This is a genomic window from Constrictibacter sp. MBR-5, assembly GCF_040549485.1.
GTDB lineage: Bacteria > Pseudomonadota > Alphaproteobacteria > JAJUGE01 > JAJUGE01 > Constrictibacter.
The window spans coordinates 20,186-38,090 of record NZ_JBEPTK010000017.1 but is presented as its reverse complement, the minus strand read 5'-3'; the positions used below and the strand labels follow the sequence as shown (position 1 = coordinate 38,090).

15 protein-coding genes are annotated in these 17,905 nt (G+C 64.9%); 5 read left to right on the top strand and 10 right to left on the bottom strand.

What is annotated here, in order from left to right:
• Positions 1-15 precede the first annotated feature (15 nt).
• On the bottom strand, positions 16-261 hold the full coding sequence (locus tag ABIE65_RS23635) for a hypothetical protein (RefSeq protein ID WP_354081219.1): 246 nt from the start codon (positions 259-261) through the stop codon (positions 16-18).
• Between the two features lie 386 nt (positions 262-647).
• Here ABIE65_RS23635 and ABIE65_RS23630 point away from each other — a divergent pair, with 386 nt between their 5' ends.
• On the top strand, positions 648-1,892 hold the full coding sequence (locus tag ABIE65_RS23630) for an HK97 family phage prohead protease (RefSeq protein WP_354081217.1): 1,245 nt from the start codon (positions 648-650) through the stop codon (positions 1,890-1,892).
• Between the two features lie 347 nt (positions 1,893-2,239).
• Here ABIE65_RS23630 and ABIE65_RS23625 read toward each other — a convergent pair whose 3' ends face one another.
• From ABIE65_RS23625 to ABIE65_RS23610, 4 genes are all read right to left on the bottom strand, one after another.
• A complete protein-coding gene (locus ABIE65_RS23625) occupies positions 2,240-4,285 on the bottom strand; it encodes a hypothetical protein (protein ID WP_354081215.1) in 2,046 nt (681 codons plus the stop codon).
• 13 nt (positions 4,286-4,298) lie between these two features.
• Positions 4,299-5,432 (bottom strand): cytochrome P450, encoded by a 1,134-nt coding sequence (locus tag ABIE65_RS23620; RefSeq protein WP_354081213.1) that lies wholly within the window; start codon positions 5,430-5,432, stop codon positions 4,299-4,301.
• Between the two features lie 78 nt (positions 5,433-5,510).
• Positions 5,511-6,476, bottom strand: a complete 966-nt coding sequence (locus ABIE65_RS23615) for a hypothetical protein (RefSeq protein WP_354081211.1) — start codon at positions 6,474-6,476, stop codon at positions 5,511-5,513.
• Positions 6,466-6,741: a PqqD family protein gene (locus ABIE65_RS23610; RefSeq protein ID WP_354081209.1), complete on the bottom strand. Its 276-nt coding sequence runs from the start codon at positions 6,739-6,741 to the stop codon at positions 6,466-6,468. The genes ABIE65_RS23615 and ABIE65_RS23610 overlap by 11 nt, the downstream gene beginning before the upstream one ends.
• Before the next feature lie 60 nt (positions 6,742-6,801).
• Between ABIE65_RS23610 and ABIE65_RS23605 the strand changes: the two genes are divergently transcribed.
• The gene (locus tag ABIE65_RS23605; RefSeq protein WP_354081207.1) at positions 6,802-7,287 is read left to right on the top strand and encodes a lasso peptide biosynthesis B2 protein; all 486 of its coding nucleotides are present in this window, start codon (positions 6,802-6,804) and stop codon (positions 7,285-7,287) included.
• 783 nt (positions 7,288-8,070) lie between these two features.
• Here ABIE65_RS23605 and ABIE65_RS23600 read toward each other — a convergent pair.
• Positions 8,071-8,742 (bottom strand): DeoR family transcriptional regulator, encoded by a 672-nt coding sequence (locus tag ABIE65_RS23600; protein ID WP_354081206.1) that lies wholly within the window; start codon positions 8,740-8,742, stop codon positions 8,071-8,073.
• Between the two features lie 126 nt (positions 8,743-8,868).
• Between ABIE65_RS23600 and ABIE65_RS23595 the strand changes: the two genes are divergently transcribed.
• The 3 genes from ABIE65_RS23595 to ABIE65_RS23585 are packed head-to-tail and all read left to right on the top strand — an operon-like array spanning position 8,869 to position 12,256.
• Entirely contained in the window at positions 8,869-10,437 is a 1,569-nt protein-coding gene (locus tag ABIE65_RS23595; RefSeq protein WP_354081205.1) for a recombinase family protein, read from the top strand.
• A complete protein-coding gene (locus ABIE65_RS23590; RefSeq protein ID WP_354081204.1) occupies positions 10,437-11,336 on the top strand; it encodes a plasmid partitioning protein RepB C-terminal domain-containing protein in 900 nt (299 codons plus the stop codon). Before ABIE65_RS23595 ends, ABIE65_RS23590 begins: the two co-directional genes overlap by 1 nt.
• On the top strand, positions 11,333-12,256 hold the full coding sequence (locus ABIE65_RS23585) for a plasmid partitioning protein RepB C-terminal domain-containing protein (protein WP_354081203.1): 924 nt from the start codon (positions 11,333-11,335) through the stop codon (positions 12,254-12,256). The genes ABIE65_RS23590 and ABIE65_RS23585 overlap by 4 nt, the downstream gene beginning before the upstream one ends.
• A 93-nt stretch (positions 12,257-12,349) precedes the next feature.
• On the opposite strand, the gene ABIE65_RS23580 is transcribed toward ABIE65_RS23585, so the two are convergent.
• The 4 genes from ABIE65_RS23580 to ABIE65_RS23565 form a co-directional block, all read right to left on the bottom strand.
• A complete protein-coding gene (locus tag ABIE65_RS23580; RefSeq protein ID WP_354081202.1) occupies positions 12,350-13,264 on the bottom strand; it encodes a calcium-binding protein in 915 nt (304 codons plus the stop codon).
• Positions 13,265-13,359: 95 nt separating this feature from the next.
• On the bottom strand, positions 13,360-16,131 hold the full coding sequence (locus ABIE65_RS23575) for a hypothetical protein (RefSeq protein WP_354081201.1): 2,772 nt from the start codon (positions 16,129-16,131) through the stop codon (positions 13,360-13,362).
• Positions 16,131-16,898 carry a hypothetical protein gene (locus ABIE65_RS23570; protein ID WP_354081200.1) on the bottom strand — a complete coding sequence of 256 codons (768 nt, stop codon included), beginning with the start codon at positions 16,896-16,898 and terminating at the stop codon, positions 16,131-16,133. The genes ABIE65_RS23575 and ABIE65_RS23570 overlap by 1 nt, the downstream gene beginning before the upstream one ends.
• An 11-nt stretch (positions 16,899-16,909) precedes the next feature.
• Complete coding sequence (locus tag ABIE65_RS23565; protein ID WP_354081199.1) at positions 16,910-17,746, bottom strand: hypothetical protein; 837 nt, start codon at positions 17,744-17,746, stop codon at positions 16,910-16,912.
• Positions 17,747-17,905 lie beyond the last annotated feature (159 nt).

Below are 17,905 nucleotides of genomic sequence, written 5' to 3'. Positions count from 1 at the left end.
GGGAGGGGGAGCGCCTCAGCGCGTGGGAGCGGCCGCTTGGTTCAGCGCGCCGCAGCCGCGGCAGGTCGCCACGACGGGGAAGCCCACGAAATACTCGTGCTCCCGGCCGAAGCGCAGGTGCATGCGGCCGTCCCGGCAGACGCCGAGCAGCTTGTTACAGCGCGTGCAGCGCCATTCCGCGTCCGAGGTGTTGGCCTTGATCCTCGCAGTGCCGGTCCAGCTCGTCGGGGCTGCCTGGCGCGAGGGGAAGGGAGTCGGCATCGGATTGCTCCTCTGTTCGATGGAGCACCCCTATTGGCCGACAGAATCATCGACAGTCTAACCCCTCGATCATCGACGGTTCATCGATACAGAGGGTTTTGCGGGAAAACCTACGTCGATCAGCTGGACTTGATGGCCCACCACCCGTGACCAAGGTCATCCAGATAGTCCTGGAACACCGGCCATCGCTTCTTTCCGAGCATCTGCTGGAGCCCTGTCGAACGCGACCCGGCGATGAGGTCGCTTGTCTTCACCCCTGAAGTCATCCTCCCTCCGACTTCTGAAGGGGGAATTCTTGCACAAAAAGCGCCGGAAGCTACAGGCGGCCAGACACCTTGTCTGAGACGCGTTGGGCGCACCGTGACCTCACGCCGAGGACTGACCCATTGGACACGACGATCGAACTACCGGCCCTGCGCCGGTCGGCGGAGCTTGCGCCGAACTCCGCGGATGTGGGCGAGCGCACCGTCGAAGTGGTCTGGTCGGCCGGCGCCCGCGTCCGGCGGATGACGCTGTTCGGCGAGCCCTACGACGAGGAGCTCAGCCTCGATCCGGCGCATGTGCGGCTCGACCGCCTCAACGCCGGCGCACCCTTCCTGAAAGTGCACGAACTGGCCGAGCTCGATGCGGTGATCGGATCGGTCGTGCCGGGCTCAGCGCGGATCGAGAACGGACGGGGCGTTGCACGCGTGCGGCTGTCGGAGCGTGCGGAAGTGGAGCCGATCTGGCGCGATATCCAGGCCGGGCACATCCGCGCGGTCTCGATCGGCTATCAGGTCCACCGCTTCGAGGTCTCGAAGCCCGAAGGCGGGCGGGAGCTCTGGCGGGCGGTCGACTGGACGCCGTTCGAGGTCTCTGCCGTGGCGGTCGGCGCCGACCCCGCCGCCGGCTTCCGCAGCCGATCCCCGCTTCATGACTGCGTCCTTCATCGCCGGGACGCGCCCTCTACCACGACAGGAGCCAGCCCGATGACGGATGCGACGACGAGCCCGGCGACCAGGAACGCCGACCAGACGACCGGGACGGTCGTGACGGCCGAGACAGAGGAGGCAACGACGGTGACCGACCGGAACGAACCCGCGAACGACACCCGCACCCAGACGAAGGATCGGACGCCGGTGCCGCCGCAGCCGGCAACCGCCGCCCGCCCCGAGGATACCGAGGCGCTGGTGACCCGCGCACGCGACGTCGAGCGCGACCGGGTGTCGACGATCTACGATCTCGCCGGGCGGCTGAGCCTCGAACGCGGCTTCGCCGAGGACCTGGTGAAGCGCGGCGTCTCGATCGACGAGGCGCGACGCGTGATCCTCGACAAGGTCGCGGAGAAATCCGAGGAGACGCGCACCTTCCCGCATGTCTCGGTGCCGCTCGGCGGCAGGGACGAGCGGGTCACCCGCCGCGATGCGGTGGCGAACGCGCTCCTGCACCGCTACAGCCCGACGCTCTTCGCGCTGGAGGACGCCGCGCGCCAGTACCGCGGCATGACCCTCCTGGAGCTGGCGCGCGAGAGCCTCGCCAATGCGGGCGTGAACAGCTTTGAACGCCGTTTGACACAAGGGTGCGCTCGGCGATGGAGCAGGCGTCGCGCTGGACGGCGACCAAATGGGTTGGAGCGCGTTCCTCGTCGATAATGGGCGCAATCTACAAATTTCACCCAGAACGTTTCGCCGGACTTGATCTAGTCTAGTCGATCAGCTGATCGCGGTTCGATCGATCACATTTGCTCCGACAAACCCCGCCCTCTTCGATGGACCTCAACCTGACCTTGCCTTGCTGGCGAAAAGGGCGAGCCTGCGCCTTTGAATGAAGGCTTTTCTCAGGTCGTCGTCGGAAAATTCATGATGGGCGTCGCGTGCGCGGGCTATAAGGGGAGTGAGGTCGAGGTGTCCGGCAATGTCCTGTGGCTCAGGGCGGCCGATCCCCGCGAGCCATCTGATCAAGATACTTCATTGCTGCTTGTACCGACATAGCGAAAGCTTCAACCAGGCGCCGCCAGAAGTCGTCCGAGCGTCCCGACCACGGTGCTTGTGGTGAAGACGCGGTGGCAATCGGGAAAATCCGCCATCTCGACGCTATCGCCGGCCTCCGACGGCAAGGGGACCTTCATGATGCCGCTGGCAGGCCATGACCCGTCCTCCTGCTGCAACCGAAGGAGCCGTGTGATAGCGGCGCGGAAGACCTCATCGGAAAACAGATTCTCGCCTGAACCCTCGACCGGCCTGCGCAGCAGCCAGGCAAGCTTGAAGCTGTTGCTCTCCCTCGCCATTCTCGCACGAGCCCAGGAGCCTGCCCGGCCTATCGCCTGATCGCCGATAGCTCTGCCGGAGCGCCGCAGCGCCTCGACCGCTAGACCAGTGACATACTCGCTGCCGTCGATCCAGAAGCCTTCCCATGAGCCGTCGTTACGCTGCGCGCGCAGGAGATCCTGAACCGCTATCTCGAGACCGGCACGTGCCGCGGATGCGGTAATCTCCACCTGTTCGTCGTGCCATTTCCTGTGCGCTGCCGTGTCGGGCAGGGCTTCGTCCAGCTTGAGCAGCATATCGGGATCATAGGTGCGAAAGCCACGGCTTCCCCGGTGGGCCGCGAGAAAGGCAAGCCCGCGGGTTACGTGAGCGTCCGTTTCGCCCAGATCCCGTGCCAGCGCCAGAACCCAAGCCGTACTGTCTGCATCCGGGGGAGTGGACTTCTGGTATCCCCATCCGGCGCCGGCAGAACGCCGAGCTCGAAGCGTGGCCCATGCCTCACGAGCAGCTTCGGCCGCCTTAGCGCATCCGCTATTGAGCATTTGCGCGCCTACATAGCCTGTGATCCATTCGTCGCTATGCATGCATGCAAATTCGAAATCGCGCCACAGGCCGTTCTGGCACCGCGCCTCGAGAAGAAATTCGAGCCCGCGGTCCATTGCGTCACGCATGGATAGGCCGTTCGCCGCGCTTGGGCTTTCCGAAGCGGGTGGGGGTGCGGAAGCGCGTTCAACGTCGCGAGGAGACGGAAGAGGTCGGGAGCGCGGCTGAAACCCGACATAACCTTTGGCGCCGATACGATAGTCGCCCGGGTAGGTGATCTTGATGTGGCTTGGGATGACCTGCAGGACGAGTTGTCGATCCTCACCGCCGGCAAGGTCGGAAAGGATCATCGTGTCCGGCCATGTATCCACCGCCGAGAGCGGCGTGAGCTCTGCGTTCCACTGCTCCATGACGGACCAGGGCGCGCGCTCCATGACCCGTTGAGTGGCGCGCTCGGCAAGGCTCCTCCACCCCAATTCCCGCGCCGGCGGTGACGTAAACTGGTACTCGGCACCCGCACGGGGCAGAATCCGATCCGTGACATCGATGCACAAGGTCGAGCGATAAGCATCATCGAAGATCTCGACCACACGCGACGCATCGCCAGCGATAGAGAGCCGGGACAAGAGACCTGCGCACGCAGGCGCGCAGAGCCGCTTGATGTTGATCCGCAACGGCGTGTCTTCGCGGGCCAACATCGCGCCGAGATGTGAAATCCAGGCGTTATCGGAAAGGAGCTCCGCGACTTCTTGAACGGCCTCTGCCTTCCGGGCGAAATCGCGAAGCGGCATCGCCGAGAGAGCTTCGATCAGGTCCTCCGTGGACGGCGGCGCGTTGCGCGAGAATTCGAGGAAGACGGAAGGTTCCCAGTTGCCAGGCGTGAACCTCTCTGCATCAATCTCCAGCCAGACGCTTTCGACAGTACGGTGCCAAGGTCGTAGCGGGTTCAGCAGGTCGCCCACCAACCTGGCAAGATATGCCCATGTTGCGCTGGTCGTCGCGGGGCGCTGTCCCAAGTAGGTATCAAGCGCCCTCATGCCGTCGTCCGCGACGTCGAAACACTGCAGTACATCGACGGATGACAGAGGGGAGAGGAGATCGAACTCGAAGCCGCCTTTGGCAACCGGCGGCAACTCGCTAGCGATCCGGCGAGCATCGGCGATCACGTCACGAGGAATAACGCCATCCCAGACCGGGCGGATCACGTCGATGACGGTGGCGAGCGTCTGTTGCACGTTCGGCGTTCGACTACTGTGCCGGTGGCGACGCGAGACGATCGAAACGTGCGGTGAATTCCATCGGTCCGGTTTCCCTCACCTCGAGCCCGTGCATCCGGTTGAGGATCGTAGGCAGGGCTACCTTGAGCGTCAGCCGCACCAGTCGCACGCCGTCGCAAATGTGCGCGCCGCTGCCAAATGACAGGTGCGGCGGGCCGACCCGGTCGAATGCCATTTGGTCGGGCTTAGGGAAAGCGGCCGGATCGGTATTGGCCCGCGCAACGCTGAAGAAGAGGAGTTCGGGTTCCGCCGTTTCCGTAGCCTGAGTCATCAATCGAATGTTTCGTGCAGGCGGATAGAGACGCAGGATTTCGTCGACAATCGCCGGAAGCATGTCGTCGCCAGTTTGGGCCAGCAGGGTAAGGTGGTCCGACGTCGTGATCCGGTCCAGGCAAAGCGCCATAGCCGTGCCCAGCGTGACCGAGCCCGCCAGGAAATTTGCCGCGCTCATCAGGCTGAAGTCGCGATCGAGACCGTGTTCAGCCTCGATATCGAGAAACCTCCGCATCAATCCATCGGGCTCGAGCGCGCCGCTCTCGACGCAGCCGTGCAACGCACGGTGAAGAGATTGCAGCGCACGATAGGCCGGAAGCTTGTCTTCAGGTGCCAATTCCTGCGCAATCTGCACCACACCGATTCCTGCCGCCTGGTGGCATAGATCCGGCTGGAGGGTTACACCCAAGAGTTCGGCGGCCAGCAGGAAACTCAGCGGCCTCGCGAAGTCACCATTGAGGTCGAAGTTCCTGGCAACTGGCAAGCACGCCAGTCTCTCGCCGACGCGACGATGGATCATCGCGACATTCCGTGCCTCGAACGCGCTTCCCTGCCTCTTGCGAATTGCGGCCTTGGCTATCGGGCCGACTTCGGGGTGCGAAGTGTAGGCCTGCACCCACCTCGACTGCCAGTGTCGGCAGAACTCTCGCAGCAGCGCTAGGGGGCCGGCTGCCGGGTCCTGCCTCTGTGATCGTTTACCCGAAAGGAAGTACCGATTGGTCTGGAAGGCATCGCGCGCCGCGGCGTAGCCGGCAATCTTGGTTTTGCGCTGGCGACCAGCGTCCCACCACAGGCAGCCGTCGAGTTGCGACCCAAATCCCTTATTCGACATGCGCCCCCTCCATTTCCCTGGCGAAATGGAGGACCTGTTCGACCGTATCGGGCAGGACGGCAAGGTTTCGCGGCCGCATCACCGTGAAGACCGGTATGGCGCCGGCCAGCGCCGTCGCCGCGAGGAATTCGCTTGCGCGGATGGTCGGGGGGCGGGAAATGCCGTCGAGCCGAGATTCCGAAGCACCGCCATTCTCGCGAGCGGATCGTGAAGGCGAATAATCCTCGAAGACGGATCCTCAGAGAACGGCGACAGGTGAAAGATCGCGGCGATCGGGATCGCTTCTGTCTCGCCCGATACGCTCGCCGGGCCCGTATCCATGACATGTTTCGAGAAACTGCACTTTCGCAGTAGCACGTCGTCACCGAAGATCACCCGGGCCGTGGCTTCGCTCGTCCGCAACATACCGCTCCCGCGGTAGACGGAATGCAAATCGGGGGTGATTACCGCGATATCATCCGACCAGATGGCGTGTCCGCGCTTAAGGAAAGCTGCGCAAAGCGTGGACTTGCCCATGCTCTTGTCGCCCAGGATGACGACTGCCGTACCATCAACGGCGATCACTGCGGCATGCAGGCCGAGGCGTCCGTCGCGTCTCGCCCAGTATGGAAGGACGGGGCTTACGAGGTGGTATGACACGCGAAATCTGTCGAGGTTCTCGCCGCAGGACATTGTGATCGTACGCTCGGCGAGGTCGCAGCGGACCCTGGTCATGGGCAGGTCGTCGAACGCGGTGTACCAATCCCAGACGCGCGCTCCTCTGTCCGCGAGAACCAGCGCGTTTGCCTGAAGCGGCTCCGCGAGATCGCATTCGGGGTGGAACGTCGCGCCAACGTCGACCGGCGGCCACGCGACATCCTCCCGAACGAAGCGAAGGGAAACCGGATCGCCGCACGCCGACGCCGGTTCGGCGGCAGGCAGGCCCTCGAGGGCGACATTGGCGCGAATACGATATCCCAGCGCGCAATAGGATCTCTCGGTCTCGGATGCGCGTTGGTGCGGTTCCTTTCCTGCTGTCTCCGGCCGGGCAGGACTACTCGGCATGCAGCAAGCCTTCGGAAACCAGCGAGGTGACGAGCGCATCGAGGTCGGCCCGCAATCTTTCCTCGCTCACAGCGAACCGATCCAGAAGGCTTTGGAAGACCGCAGTCGCATCGCCCTCATGCGTATCGAGCGCTTCCCAGAAAGCCTGCGAGACTGGATCGAGTTGATAGACCTCGTCTGAATCCATGTTCAGCACCAGCGCAACATCCGGGCCGACCGAGGCCACCACGTTCTTCGGCATTGCAAAGTGGTGATAGTCGTACATGGGGTCAATTCTGCGGCGGCGTTGAAAAAATCGGGCTGTTAGACGATGGTGGCGTAAACGATGGTGGCGGCGTTTTCAGGCGAGGCGATAGCAGTGCGATTGGCACGGACGATGTGGAGGCTGTGGACGCTCGATCGGGCGCAGCGACGACTGCTGATCCGTATGTGCTACATTGCTGCGATGATAGAGCTTCGCCTGAGAACGCTCGGTTACCGCCGGACAGCAGATTGGCTCGATCGTCGCAATGACGGAGGGCTCCATCTGCCGCAGACGACAATTATTCAAATGTGCCGTCTGGTAACCGACAAGATTCTTGGCAGAGAAGGGAAGTGTTTGCGGCGTGCACTGCTGGCGACGTTTTATCTTCGCCGAAGCGGATACCCGGCGGAAGTGAAAATCGGTTGTCGGGAGATTAATGGCCGAATAGAAGGTCATGCATGGGTAGAGAGTGCAGGACGAATCTTGTTCGACGATCCCCATGTTCGAGAGCACTATCCGGCGCAGTTTCAATCGAAGCAGCGGACATATTTCAGCCGCGACACCTGAAAGCCGCTATCCCCTTCAGCAGCGCCGGCCGGACGCGTCGTCCGTCAATTCCATCAAGGATGAGCATGGCCTAGCAATCGTCGATCATCTGCCGGAGACAGGCGAAATCTACAAAGCATCGGGTCCCAGTGCATCACCTCAGGACGCGTAGATACCCCCATCGGTGCCGCTTCCGCTGGAGGCTTCCACGATAGTCGCGATCCGACCGAGCTTCTGGATGCATGGGGAAGTGTAGGCTTCTCGATCATCACTACTTTCGGTGACGACAGCCTCAGCCGAATCATTCATGTCGAAACGCCCTAAGAAGTAGCATCGCGTGCCGTCCAGCTTTCGACGCTAGCCGCAACATTCCCAAATGGCAACCTGTTTCTCAGGGCTGAAGCTCACTCATAGCCAGAACGGGACAGCAGGGGGACGGCTTGCGAACTGCTGGCTGCAGCGCGCGATTTTGATTCCTCTGGGTGGTCGGCGAGGGCGGCTTCGGCAGGGCGGGACAGGCTGGTTTCTTCGACCTGGACGAGCGCTATGCCGGGCTGAGCGCCAGCGGCGTCTGCGCTGGAAGAGACATTGTTATCAGCCCGTTGACGAAGTCGGGTCTGTCGGATTCGCTATCCTCGCAGGCTGGTGGGGTGCGAGATGGCGCTGGGTCGGGAGCGTGAGCGTCAGGCGGATCTGATGGTGGGATCGTCGCGATTGTCGTCCCCGACGGCATCCAGCCCGTGGTTGCCGTCACCATCGACATCACACACCCGGCGGACTGAACGGCACTTCGTCAACGGGCTGTTATTGACGGAGCCGATACCTGCCCGTCTTGAACGACCCCACGAATTCGATCATGCCGCGGGCCTTCAGGATGGCGACGTCGCGCCGGGCGGTCTTCTCCGACACGCCCCACCGCCGCTGAAGGTCCGCCGTGCGGACGTCACGGCCCGAGGCCAAGGCTTGACGATACCAGTGCTGCCGTGGATTGAGGTTATCCAGTGGCAGGCTTACAGCGTCACATACTCGGTCGTTTATTGGGTCATTTACTCGGTCATCCGCCGTCCTCGGCCCACCGGCTCCATCCGAATCGGCCGCCCACGATGTCTCGTAGACGCTCCGCTCGCGCTCCCGCTCGATCATCGTCATCACCTCGACCATAGTCCCCTGCGCGGCCAGCATCCGAGCGGCGATCATGGCGTCGCGGCGACCCGCCGCCGCCAGGACCGTCTCGAAGACGGCATCTGATTCCCGCATGATGACAATCAGATATTCGCCACCCGGTGCATGGCGGCCGGCCAGCCAGTGCTTGACGGTGCGCTCGCTCGCGCCGGTCCAGCGCATCACGGTCTTCGTCGCCCGATGGCTGTTGCCGAGCTCCGTCTGCAGCGCCGCGGCGATGATTGCCGCAAAGTCCGTGCTGCCGTTTTCTCGGTCATGTCGCCCTAAAAGAACCTTGCCCTTTTTCGGAAACATGTTTCCGACCCTCCGCATCTACAATCGACGGGCGGAGACCTCAGGAACGGCGGATGCCGCCCCTCAGCGCTCGTGCATGTCGAACGAACAACCGCAGGGCATCGGCCCTGATGCGGAAGGACCAGGATGGGGGACTATCTTGGTGACGGCGGGAATGAGGAGACGCGCGCTATCCGCGTCCGTGCCGCCGCGTACGTCCGGATGTCGACGGAGCACCAGCAATATTCGACCGAGAATCAGGCCGACGCCATCCGCCAATACGCCGAGCGGCGCGGTATGGAGATCGTCCGCACCTACGCTGACGAGGGTCGGAGCGGGCTGCGCCTAGACGGCCGTAACGCACTCAAGCAGCTAATCGAGGACGTCGAGCGCGGCAAAGCGGACTTCACCACCATCCTGGTCTATGACGTGAGCCGCTGGGGCCGGTTTCAGGACGCCGACGAGAGCGCCTATTACGAGTACATCTGCAAACGAGCTGGCATATTCGTCCAGTACTGCGCCGAGCAGTTCGAGAACGACGGCAGCCCGGTGTCGACTATCGTCAAGGGCGTGAAGCGGGCGATGGCGGGCGAGTACAGTCGGGAGCTGTCGACCAAGGTCTTCATGGGCCAGTGCCGCCTGATCGAACACGGCTATCGCCAGGGCGGCTCGGCCGGGTATGCGCTCCGTCGTCGCCTGATCGACCAGAGCGGTGCGCCCAAGGGCGAACTCTCCAGAGGCGAGCACAAGAGCATCCAGACCGACCGCGTGGTGCTGGTTCCCGGCGCGCCCGAGGAGGTGGAGACGGTGCGCTGGATGTATCGTGCGTTCGTCCAGGAGGCCAAGCCTGAGCGCGAGATCGCCGACCTCCTGAACGCCTGCGGCGTACTCACCGACCTCGGCCGTTCCTGGACACGCGGCACCGTGCATCAGGTGCTGATCAACGAGAAGTATGTCGGCGACAACGTTTGGAACCGGGTCTCGTTCAAGCTCAAGAAGAAGCGAGTTCGCAACAGCCCGGACGTCTGGATTCGCGCAGACGGTGTGTTCGAGCCGGTCGTCGATCGCAAGCAGTTCGAGGCTGCCCAGAGGATCATCGCCGAGCGCTCGCAGCGGCTGAGCGACGCCGAGCTTCTCAAGGGCCTGCGACGCCTGTTCGAGGTGCAAGGCCAACTGTCGGGGCTGATCATCGACGAGACCGACCACCTGCCGTCCAGCAGCGCCTATCGGCACCGCTTCGGCAGTCTCCTGCGCGCCTACTATCTCGTCGGCTACACGCCGCGCCGTGACTATCGCTACATCGAGATCAACCGGGCGCTCCGCCGGCTGCATCCGGAGATGGTCGACGAGATCGTCACGCTTCTTACCGAAGCTGGCGCAGCGGTGCGCAGTACCGAGGGAGGCGACCTCCTCGAAGTGAACGGCGAGTTCTCGCTGTCCGTCGTCATTGCCCGCTGCAAGGAGACGCCGGCCGGAGCACTGCGCTGGCGGCTGCGTTTCGATACCGGCCTCGATCCCGACATCACGGTCGCAGTGCGTATGGACGCGCGCAATCGGCGACCGCTCGACTTTTATGTGTTCCCCAGGATCGACGTGGCGAGCACGCAGATCCGGCTCGCCGAGGAGAACGGGCTTTCCCTCGACGCCTATCGTTTCGAGACGCTCGACATCCTCAACGAACTCGCCACACCGGTCCGCATTCGAGAGGCTGCATGATGACCGTTCCGTTGCGCTCCCAGGCCATCGAGATGGTCCCGGTCGACGCGATCTATGTTCTCAATCCGCGCGCCCGCAATCGTCGGCAGCACCGCGAGATCGTCGACAACATCGCGGCGATCGGGCTCAAGCGCCCAATCACCGTAACCCGCCGGCAGACCGACACGTCCACTCGTTACGATCTGGTTTGCGGCGAGGGGCGGCTCGAAGCCTACCGCATGTTGGGAGAGACGGAGATCCCGGCCATCGTCATCGATGTCCCGGAAACGGAATGTCTGATGATGAGCCTGGTCGAGAACATCGCCCGGCGGCAGCACCGGCCGATCGATCTCATGGGCGAGATCGGTAACCTCGCGAGGCGCGGTTACAACGATGTCGAGATCGCCCAGAAGATCGGCTGCTCGCGAAGCTGGGTCAACCACATCGTTACGCTTCTCGATCGCGGCGAGGAGCGGCTGGTCGCGGCGGTCGAGGGCGGCCTGATCCCGATCGCCATGGCGATCCAGATCGTTCAGGCCGAGAGTGACGAAGCACAGACGATCCTGATGGAGGCTTACGAGAGCGGCAAGGTTCGGGGAAAGAAGATCGGCGCCATTCGCCGGATCCTCGACCAGCGCCTTCGGCAAAAGAAGGCGGTGAAGGACACGGGCCTGGGCCGCCGTTCCGCATCGAAGCGCCTCACGGCTGACGACCTGCTGCGCGTCTATCAGCGGGAGGCCGACAAGCAGCGCCTGCTGGCGCGCAAAGCAGATTTCGCGCAGGCACGGCTGCTGTTCGTCGTCGAGGCGATGAAGGACCTTCTGGCGGATGAGGGATTCTCCACGCTGCTGCGCGCCGAGGATCTCGCCGCCATGCCGAAGGCGCTCGCCGCGCGCATCGACGGGGAGGTCCGGAAATGACGGACGACAAGACCGGCAAGGGCGTAATGCTCGGCTTCGAGCGCGAAACCGTCCTCCTCCCGGTGGCAAGTCTGCTACCGCTAAAGACCCTGCGGCCCGGCACCAGGGAGAGCCGGAAATACGCCCAGATCCTCACTTCGGTGCGCGTCGTTGGCCTTGTGGAGGCGCCGGTGGTGACCCCCGATCCCAATCATCGGGGCCGGTATTTTCTGCTCGATGGTCACCTGAGGGTCGAGGCGCTCAAGGAACTCGATATCACTGAGGTGGAATGCCTGGTCGCCACCGACGACGAGACCTACACCTACAACAAGCGGATCAACCGGCTGGCCCCGATCCAGGAGCACCGGATGCTCCTGCGTGCCATCGACCGTGGGGTGCCGGAGAAGTTGATTGCGGAGGCCTTGGGGATCGAAGCCGCGGCGGTCAGGAGGCGGACTCGCATGCTTGATGGCATCGGCGCCGACACGGTCGAGATCCTCAAGGACACGCCCTGTCCGGCGAAGACGTTCGATGTCCTCAGATGCATGGCGCCGATGCGCCAGATGGAGGCGGCCGAGCTGATGATGGGGCAACACAACTATAGCGTCACGTTCGCCAAGGCGATCCTGGCAGCGACGCCCGAGGCCCAGATCGTCGACCCCCGAAAGAAGAAACCGACTGGCGAGAGGGCGGTCACCTCTGAACAGATTGCGCGCCTCGAGCGGGAGCTGGCGAGCCTGCAGGCGCAGGTAAAGTCCGTGGAGGAGACCTATGGCATCGACAACCTGCACCTGACCGTCACCAGGGGATACCTCCGTAAGCTCCTCGACAATGCGCGGGTCGTGCGCTGGCTGTCGCAGCACCGCCAGGAGTACCTGACCGAATTCCAGGCCATTGCGGAGATCGAGCGGCTCGTGCCGCTGGCGACCGCAGCGGAGTGACAAGGATTGATGGGGGGCCCGGGTGGCCACCCTGGCCCGGCAAATCCCCTTCTACCATCACGCGCCTGTCCCAAGCCAACCGTCGTAGCCGGATCACCAGATCAGGCTGCTCTCCTGAAAGGCACCTAGCGATATCCCCTGAATCGTGATCTCGCCATCGTCGATGCGAATCCCGAAACCGCCAACTTCTTCGACCGCAGCCGCCTGGAAGTCGGCAAAACTGGTGATCCCCGATACCTGCGAGAAATCCAGCCGATCCCCGACCTCGAAATCCATCACAACGTCACTCCCGCCACCATCGGCGAAGACGAAGACATCGTTGCCCGCGCCACCCAGGAGCGTGTCGTTCCCGGCACCGCCCTCCAGCCGATCATCGCCCGCTTGGCCCGATAGGAAGTCGTCACCCGCACCACCGATCAACGTATCGTTGCCAGCGCCTCCGGCTATGACGTCGTCGTGAGCGGTGCCGATCACTGCCTCGATGCCAGCCAGGCGGTCGCCAGCGGCATCCGACCACTGTCCGTCCCCAGCCCAGAGGCGCACGAACACAGCGCCCGGAGCGGCTGAATAATCGACGGTGTCGAAACCGGCACCCCCGTCGAGCCGGTCTGCACCCGCCCCGCCGACCAGCCAGTCATCCCCGGCATGGCCGTTGATGAGGTCGTCGCCATCACCGCCTTCGATCCGATTGGCTCCGGAATCACCGGCCAGCATGTCGTCGAAGGCAGAGCCGATGAGGTTCTCGAACCGCGCCAGCCGATCTCCCTGCGCGTCCGACCATTGCCCATCACCAGCCCATAGCCGGACAAACACAGCGCCCGGCGAAGTCGAGTAGTCGACCGTGTCGATGCCGTCGCCGCCATCCATCTGGTCGGCGCCGGCTCCACCGACGATCCAGTCATCGCCGGCATGGCCGTTGATCAGGTTGTTTCCGGCACCGCCGTCGATCCGGTTGGCTTCGGAATCGCCCGCGAGCATGTCATCGTAGCTGGTGCCGATGAAGGGCAACAGCTCACTGGTGCCCTGCCTTCAGGCGGCCCAGTTCGCTCCAGGCGAACAGGCCAGTGAAGCTGCTGAGGCGCCCGCGCGATCACTGGCATGGGTTATACCGCCTCCAGCTGCACCGGCTCGCCCAGGACCTCGACATCCATGTAGGCGATGACCTCGGTCACCCCGCCGTTCGACGAGCCGGCCAGCGATACGTTCGCGGACAGCGTGAGGTCGGAGCCCGATCCGGCAACCGTGATCGTCACGTCCAGCTGCAGCACGGACGCGTTGATCGATTGCTGGGTCTTGTGCTTCTCGACGATCGCCCCGACCACCGCGGCGGTGCCGCTATAGGTGCTCACGTGGATGAGATACTCGCCGCTCACCCAGCAATAGCCCTGGGTGCCGCCGCGCGGCGTGGCCGAGAATTGCACCCGCAGCCGCGCGTTGTTCGGCGCCCCCGCGGTCGGCTTCGCCACCGCCATCGCGACGGCGCCGGACGTCTTCGGCGGACCGCCGGAGATCCCCAGGAACTTGCGATAGGACGCGCGCGCCAGATGCCCGTTCGGCATGTCCTGGATCGGCTTCTCGCGCACAAATACGGCGCGGATCTGGATGTCCTGGTCGCCGGCGACCAGACGCACGCCGGCGTTGCTGCCGGTGCGGCCGCTGCCCCATTGCGTCGGCACCCCGTTGTAGGGCACCCGCACGATCGCCCAGTCAGTGCCGAGCGCCACGTTCTTGGCCAGCGAGCCGCCGACGCCGAGCACCTGCCACGTCATCGTCGTGGCGACACTGCGGGCACGAGCGACGATCACGACTTCGAGCGCCGTCCCCCGCGCCTGGCTCGGGATGGTCTTGTTGTAGAAGGTCGCCGCGGCCGTGGTGGGGATCTCCCAGACCGAGTGCTTCTCCTCGGTGTCGGCATCGCCCGCGACCTTGCGCACGATCCGTGCGTCGAGGCTGTCCGTCGTGATCGTGTAGCCGTCCGGCGTGAAGGCCCACTGCCGGAAGCCGGGGACATCGGCGATCTCGTCCGGCGCGGTCCGCCGCGCCATACGAAAGCCGGCGTTCTGCGGGTGCCAGCCCTTCTGGGCGGGATAGTCGGCGTGCCAAGCGAGCGGGTGAGGCTCTGGGGATAGTGACGACGACACCCCGTCCATATAGAGGCCGGCATTGAAGTTCGGATCGAGATCGACCTTGTTGCCGATGACGACGGAGCTGACCTCCATGCCAGTCGGATTTTTCAGACCGGGATTCTTGCCGGCGTTCTTCACATACATCGAGCCCGACTGCTTCAAATAGACGAAGGTCGGGCAACTCAGATACGCCTCCGGGTCGCCGTTCAGGCATTCGACGTTGTAGGTGCCGCCGCCGAAAATCGAGTAGCCGTGGATGCGCTCGACGTTCGCCGTCGCGTCGCTCCAGTCGAAGGCGAAGGCGAGGCTCCAGACGGTAACGTTCGCCCCCGACACCGCGATCGGCCAGACATATTCCGAGTGGCCGTCGTTGAAGATCCGCAGCAGCGAGGCGTAGGGGTGGATGACCCCTTCCATGTTCTCTGAGAACGGGATCACGATGCCCGCCGTCCCAGGTGCCAAGTCGGCCGTGACCGCGCAGGTGATACCCAGGTCGTCGGTCATGTCCCAGCGGCCGTGCTTCGGCGGCACCCCGCCGAAATTGACGTTCGCCTCGCAGCGATAGTCGATGATCGATGCCGTGATCGAGTCCGCGATGATGCAGCCGAAGGTGTAGTGCTCCGACTGGAACCGCTGCACACGATTCTGGACCGCGCCGAAGAACCCCGACCGCTGGAGCAGCAGCGGGATGTGATTGTGGTTCAGGCGGACGTTGTCGATGACGATGCAATCGGCGCCCCAGGTCTCGATCGCGATGTCGCCGCCGCGCGTCGAAAGGTTCTCGATGGTGACCTCGAACGCCTTCGTCAGCATGATCAGCCGCTGGCCGCTTCGGGGCAGGACGCCGCCGGCATCGGAGTTCCGGACCGGGTCGGTGCCCTTGATCCGCACGTTGCGGAACTGCACCCCGAACACGTAGCGCTGGCCGAGCGCATCCTGCAGCAGGTCGTAGTTCGCGCGATCGAGGCTGCCGGCGGCCAGGTCGGCGCGGCCGAACTCGAACCCGTGCGCCGCTCCGAGCACGACGCCCAGATTCTCGACGACGAACGGACCGATGATGCTCGCCGGGTTGGAGGTCTCGTAGCGGCTGATGAACCACTGCCCGGCTTCGATCTCGCTGGCGTCGATGACCGTGCCTGCGTTGTCGATGACCAGGGTCGGCTGGCCGCGTTCGGCCTTCTCGCCGCACAGGTGGAAAGCGTCGGCCGTGATGTTCAGCGCGCGGGATACCCGCAACGTGCCCGGCGGCAGGATGATCTTCTGTCCGTTCGCACCGTTGATCGCCGCTTCGAGCGCGTCGGCATTGTCCGTCTCGCCGTCGGCGACGATGCCCCAGCCGTAGCGATCCCGGCCGGTGCGCTGCACCGGGCCGAGCGGGGCGTTCAGGTCGAGCAGCGAAGCGACCGCATCGCCGTCGATCGTGACGGTGATCGTGCGCGTGCCGGTCGGCCAATTGACGGCGCCGTCGTTCGCGGCGCTGTCGAGAATCTCGTCTCGGGTCAGCGTGTCGAAGGCGCCGGCCGTCCCGCGCGTGAGGGTGCCGTAGCCGACCTCGTGCCGGCCGGTCGCATCCGTTGCGGTGTAGCGGATCGTCCACGGGCCCGCCGTTCCGCCCGCCAGCCCCAGCCGCGCCGCCACCTTCGCCATCGCGGTCGACAGGCGCTGCCGCCCCGGCTTGGTTCCGTCGAGGACGTAGGTGGCCGTGCCCTTCGTGCTGCTCGTCTGCTGTGCGCGGTTCGCGAGGCTCATCAGGGCAGCTCCCACTCGGCGAAGGCGTAGCTCTTCTCGTAGAGCCGGTGATGCGGCAGCAGCAGCGGGCGCAGCTCGGTCAGGCGTGCATAGAAGCACTCGTCCATCAGCCGGCCCGTGTCGTCGGGGTCGTAGACGATCAGCAGGTCGCGCCGCGTGCCGACCAGCCGGTCGATGCGGGCGGCGTTCGCCTGCATCTCTTCCCGATCCATGAAGCCGAGGGTGAAGCTGCCTTCGCGCCACTGCCCGCCGCGCGCGCGTTCGGCGCCGCTGTCGTCGGCATAGCCGTCGGCGGCGCCGTAGCGACGGTTGCGGCTGGGCTGCCAGGGGTCGGCGAGATAGAGCCGCCCGGCCTCGTACCAGCCGTCCGGGTTGTCGCCATCGTCGATGTCGATGCGCCAGTGCCGGCGCGCGATCGCCGCGGTCAGCCAGAGGAAGGCATGCGTCCGGCCCCAGTCCGTCGTGTCGCCAACGCGATGCGGGATCCAGCCGCTGTCGTAGTCGGGGTCGCCGAGCAGATCCGTGCTGGCGTCCGCGGCGCGGACCCGCCAAGACGCATCCGAGCTCGCATTGGTGTAGCCCAGCCAGATCATCCGGAAGGCCGCGGCCGCACCCAGGTCGATCTGCAGCCAGGCGTTGCTGAGGTCGGTCGCGCGCCAGCGGTCGCCCGGCTGCACGCTCTGCAGGTTCGCCGCTTCCATCGTCGCCGCGGCGCTGCCGGCCGCGATGACCGCACGGTCCGAGATCGTCGGCAGCGCCAGTATCATGTTGCCCAATGTCACCCCCAGAGATCGAGCCGGACCGTTCGCGTATTCGCGCGCTCGACGACGCGCAGCACCCGCAGCGTCCGGCCGCTGCCCAGGTCGTAGCGGGGCGAGGTCAGGCGCACGACGGCACCCGGCCGGAATCGCAGCAGCCCGCGTGCGACATCGAGGCTCCAGACCCGCCGGATCTGCCCGTCGCGCAGGACGATCGTCCGGGCGAGGTCGGCAGCATCGGCCGGATCGTCGAGCTGCGTCGTGCGCTCCACGTCGCGCGGCCGCGCGTGCAGGCCCTCGACGACGGTGTCGGCATAGGGCGCGACGCGATGTTGCCGGCCGTAATAGGCGCGCTCGTCGGCGGCCACGCCCTCGGCGAGTTCGTCGGCCGACTGCACCAGCTCCAGTCCGTCGTAGCCGATGCGCGCGCGCCAGACCGGGTCGTCGGACTGGACGATCGTCAGGCTGCGGCCGATCTCGTCGGCCGCCCCGATATCCGTCGTCGCCGGCTCCACTTCCGGCGACCGGTGCAGTCCGAGCGTCAGCCGGCCGTCGCGCGTGAAGCCCGCCCAGCCCTCGACGCTGTCCATCAGCGTGCGGATCAGTTGATCGATCGTGCGGCCGTCCTGCGGGCCCAGCCAGAGGTGCATCGCCTGCGGCGCCGCCAGTCCGGCGAACGCGGCGGCGTCGATCTCGTCCGGATCGACGACACCGCCATAGAGCGTCGCGAGGCGCCGGACGATCGCGGCGGCCGTGTCGGGATAGCCGGACGAAACGTCGCCCTCGAAGTCGACCGTGACCTGCCCCACCCGGCGGCGCCCCCAGCCGCACCACGCCGAGGGCGAGGCACGCCGCATGCTGCGTCCAGCCGCCGAGGCAGGCCGTCGGAAACGGCTCGGGAAAGACTGTGCCTGTGCCGCTTTCCTGGGTGAGGCCGGCGACCGTTCCCCACTTGAAGATGAAGGTCGTCGTGCCGTCCGAGAGGGCCAGGGAGCCGGCCGCACCGACCGTTGCGG

Excerpts from the sequence above, each read along its gene's own strand:
- ABIE65_RS23590 (WP_354081204.1), top strand. The coding sequence starts at position 10,437 with ATGACCGTTCCGTTGCGCTCCCAGGCCATCGAGATGGTCCCGGTCGAC.
- ABIE65_RS23595 (WP_354081205.1), top strand. The coding sequence starts at position 8,869 with ATGGGGGACTATCTTGGTGACGGCGGGAATGAGGAGACGCGCGCTATC.
- ABIE65_RS23565 (WP_354081199.1), bottom strand. The coding sequence starts at position 17,746 with ATGCGGCGTGCCTCGCCCTCGGCGTGGTGCGGCTGGGGGCGCCGCCGG.
- ABIE65_RS23610 (WP_354081209.1), bottom strand. The coding sequence starts at position 6,741 with ATGTACGACTATCACCACTTTGCAATGCCGAAGAACGTGGTGGCCTCG.
- ABIE65_RS23615 (WP_354081211.1), bottom strand. The coding sequence starts at position 6,476 with ATGCCGAGTAGTCCTGCCCGGCCGGAGACAGCAGGAAAGGAACCGCAC.
- ABIE65_RS23600 (WP_354081206.1), bottom strand. The coding sequence starts at position 8,742 with ATGTTTCCGAAAAAGGGCAAGGTTCTTTTAGGGCGACATGACCGAGAA.
- ABIE65_RS23570 (WP_354081200.1), bottom strand. The coding sequence starts at position 16,898 with ATGATACTGGCGCTGCCGACGATCTCGGACCGTGCGGTCATCGCGGCC.
- ABIE65_RS23635 (WP_354081219.1), bottom strand. The coding sequence starts at position 261 with ATGCCGACTCCCTTCCCCTCGCGCCAGGCAGCCCCGACGAGCTGGACC.
- ABIE65_RS23585 (WP_354081203.1), top strand. The coding sequence starts at position 11,333 with ATGACGGACGACAAGACCGGCAAGGGCGTAATGCTCGGCTTCGAGCGC.
- ABIE65_RS23605 (WP_354081207.1), top strand. The coding sequence starts at position 6,802 with ATGGTGGCGGCGTTTTCAGGCGAGGCGATAGCAGTGCGATTGGCACGG.
- ABIE65_RS23620 (WP_354081213.1), bottom strand. The coding sequence starts at position 5,432 with ATGTCGAATAAGGGATTTGGGTCGCAACTCGACGGCTGCCTGTGGTGG.
- ABIE65_RS23575 (WP_354081201.1), bottom strand. The coding sequence starts at position 16,131 with ATGAGCCTCGCGAACCGCGCACAGCAGACGAGCAGCACGAAGGGCACG.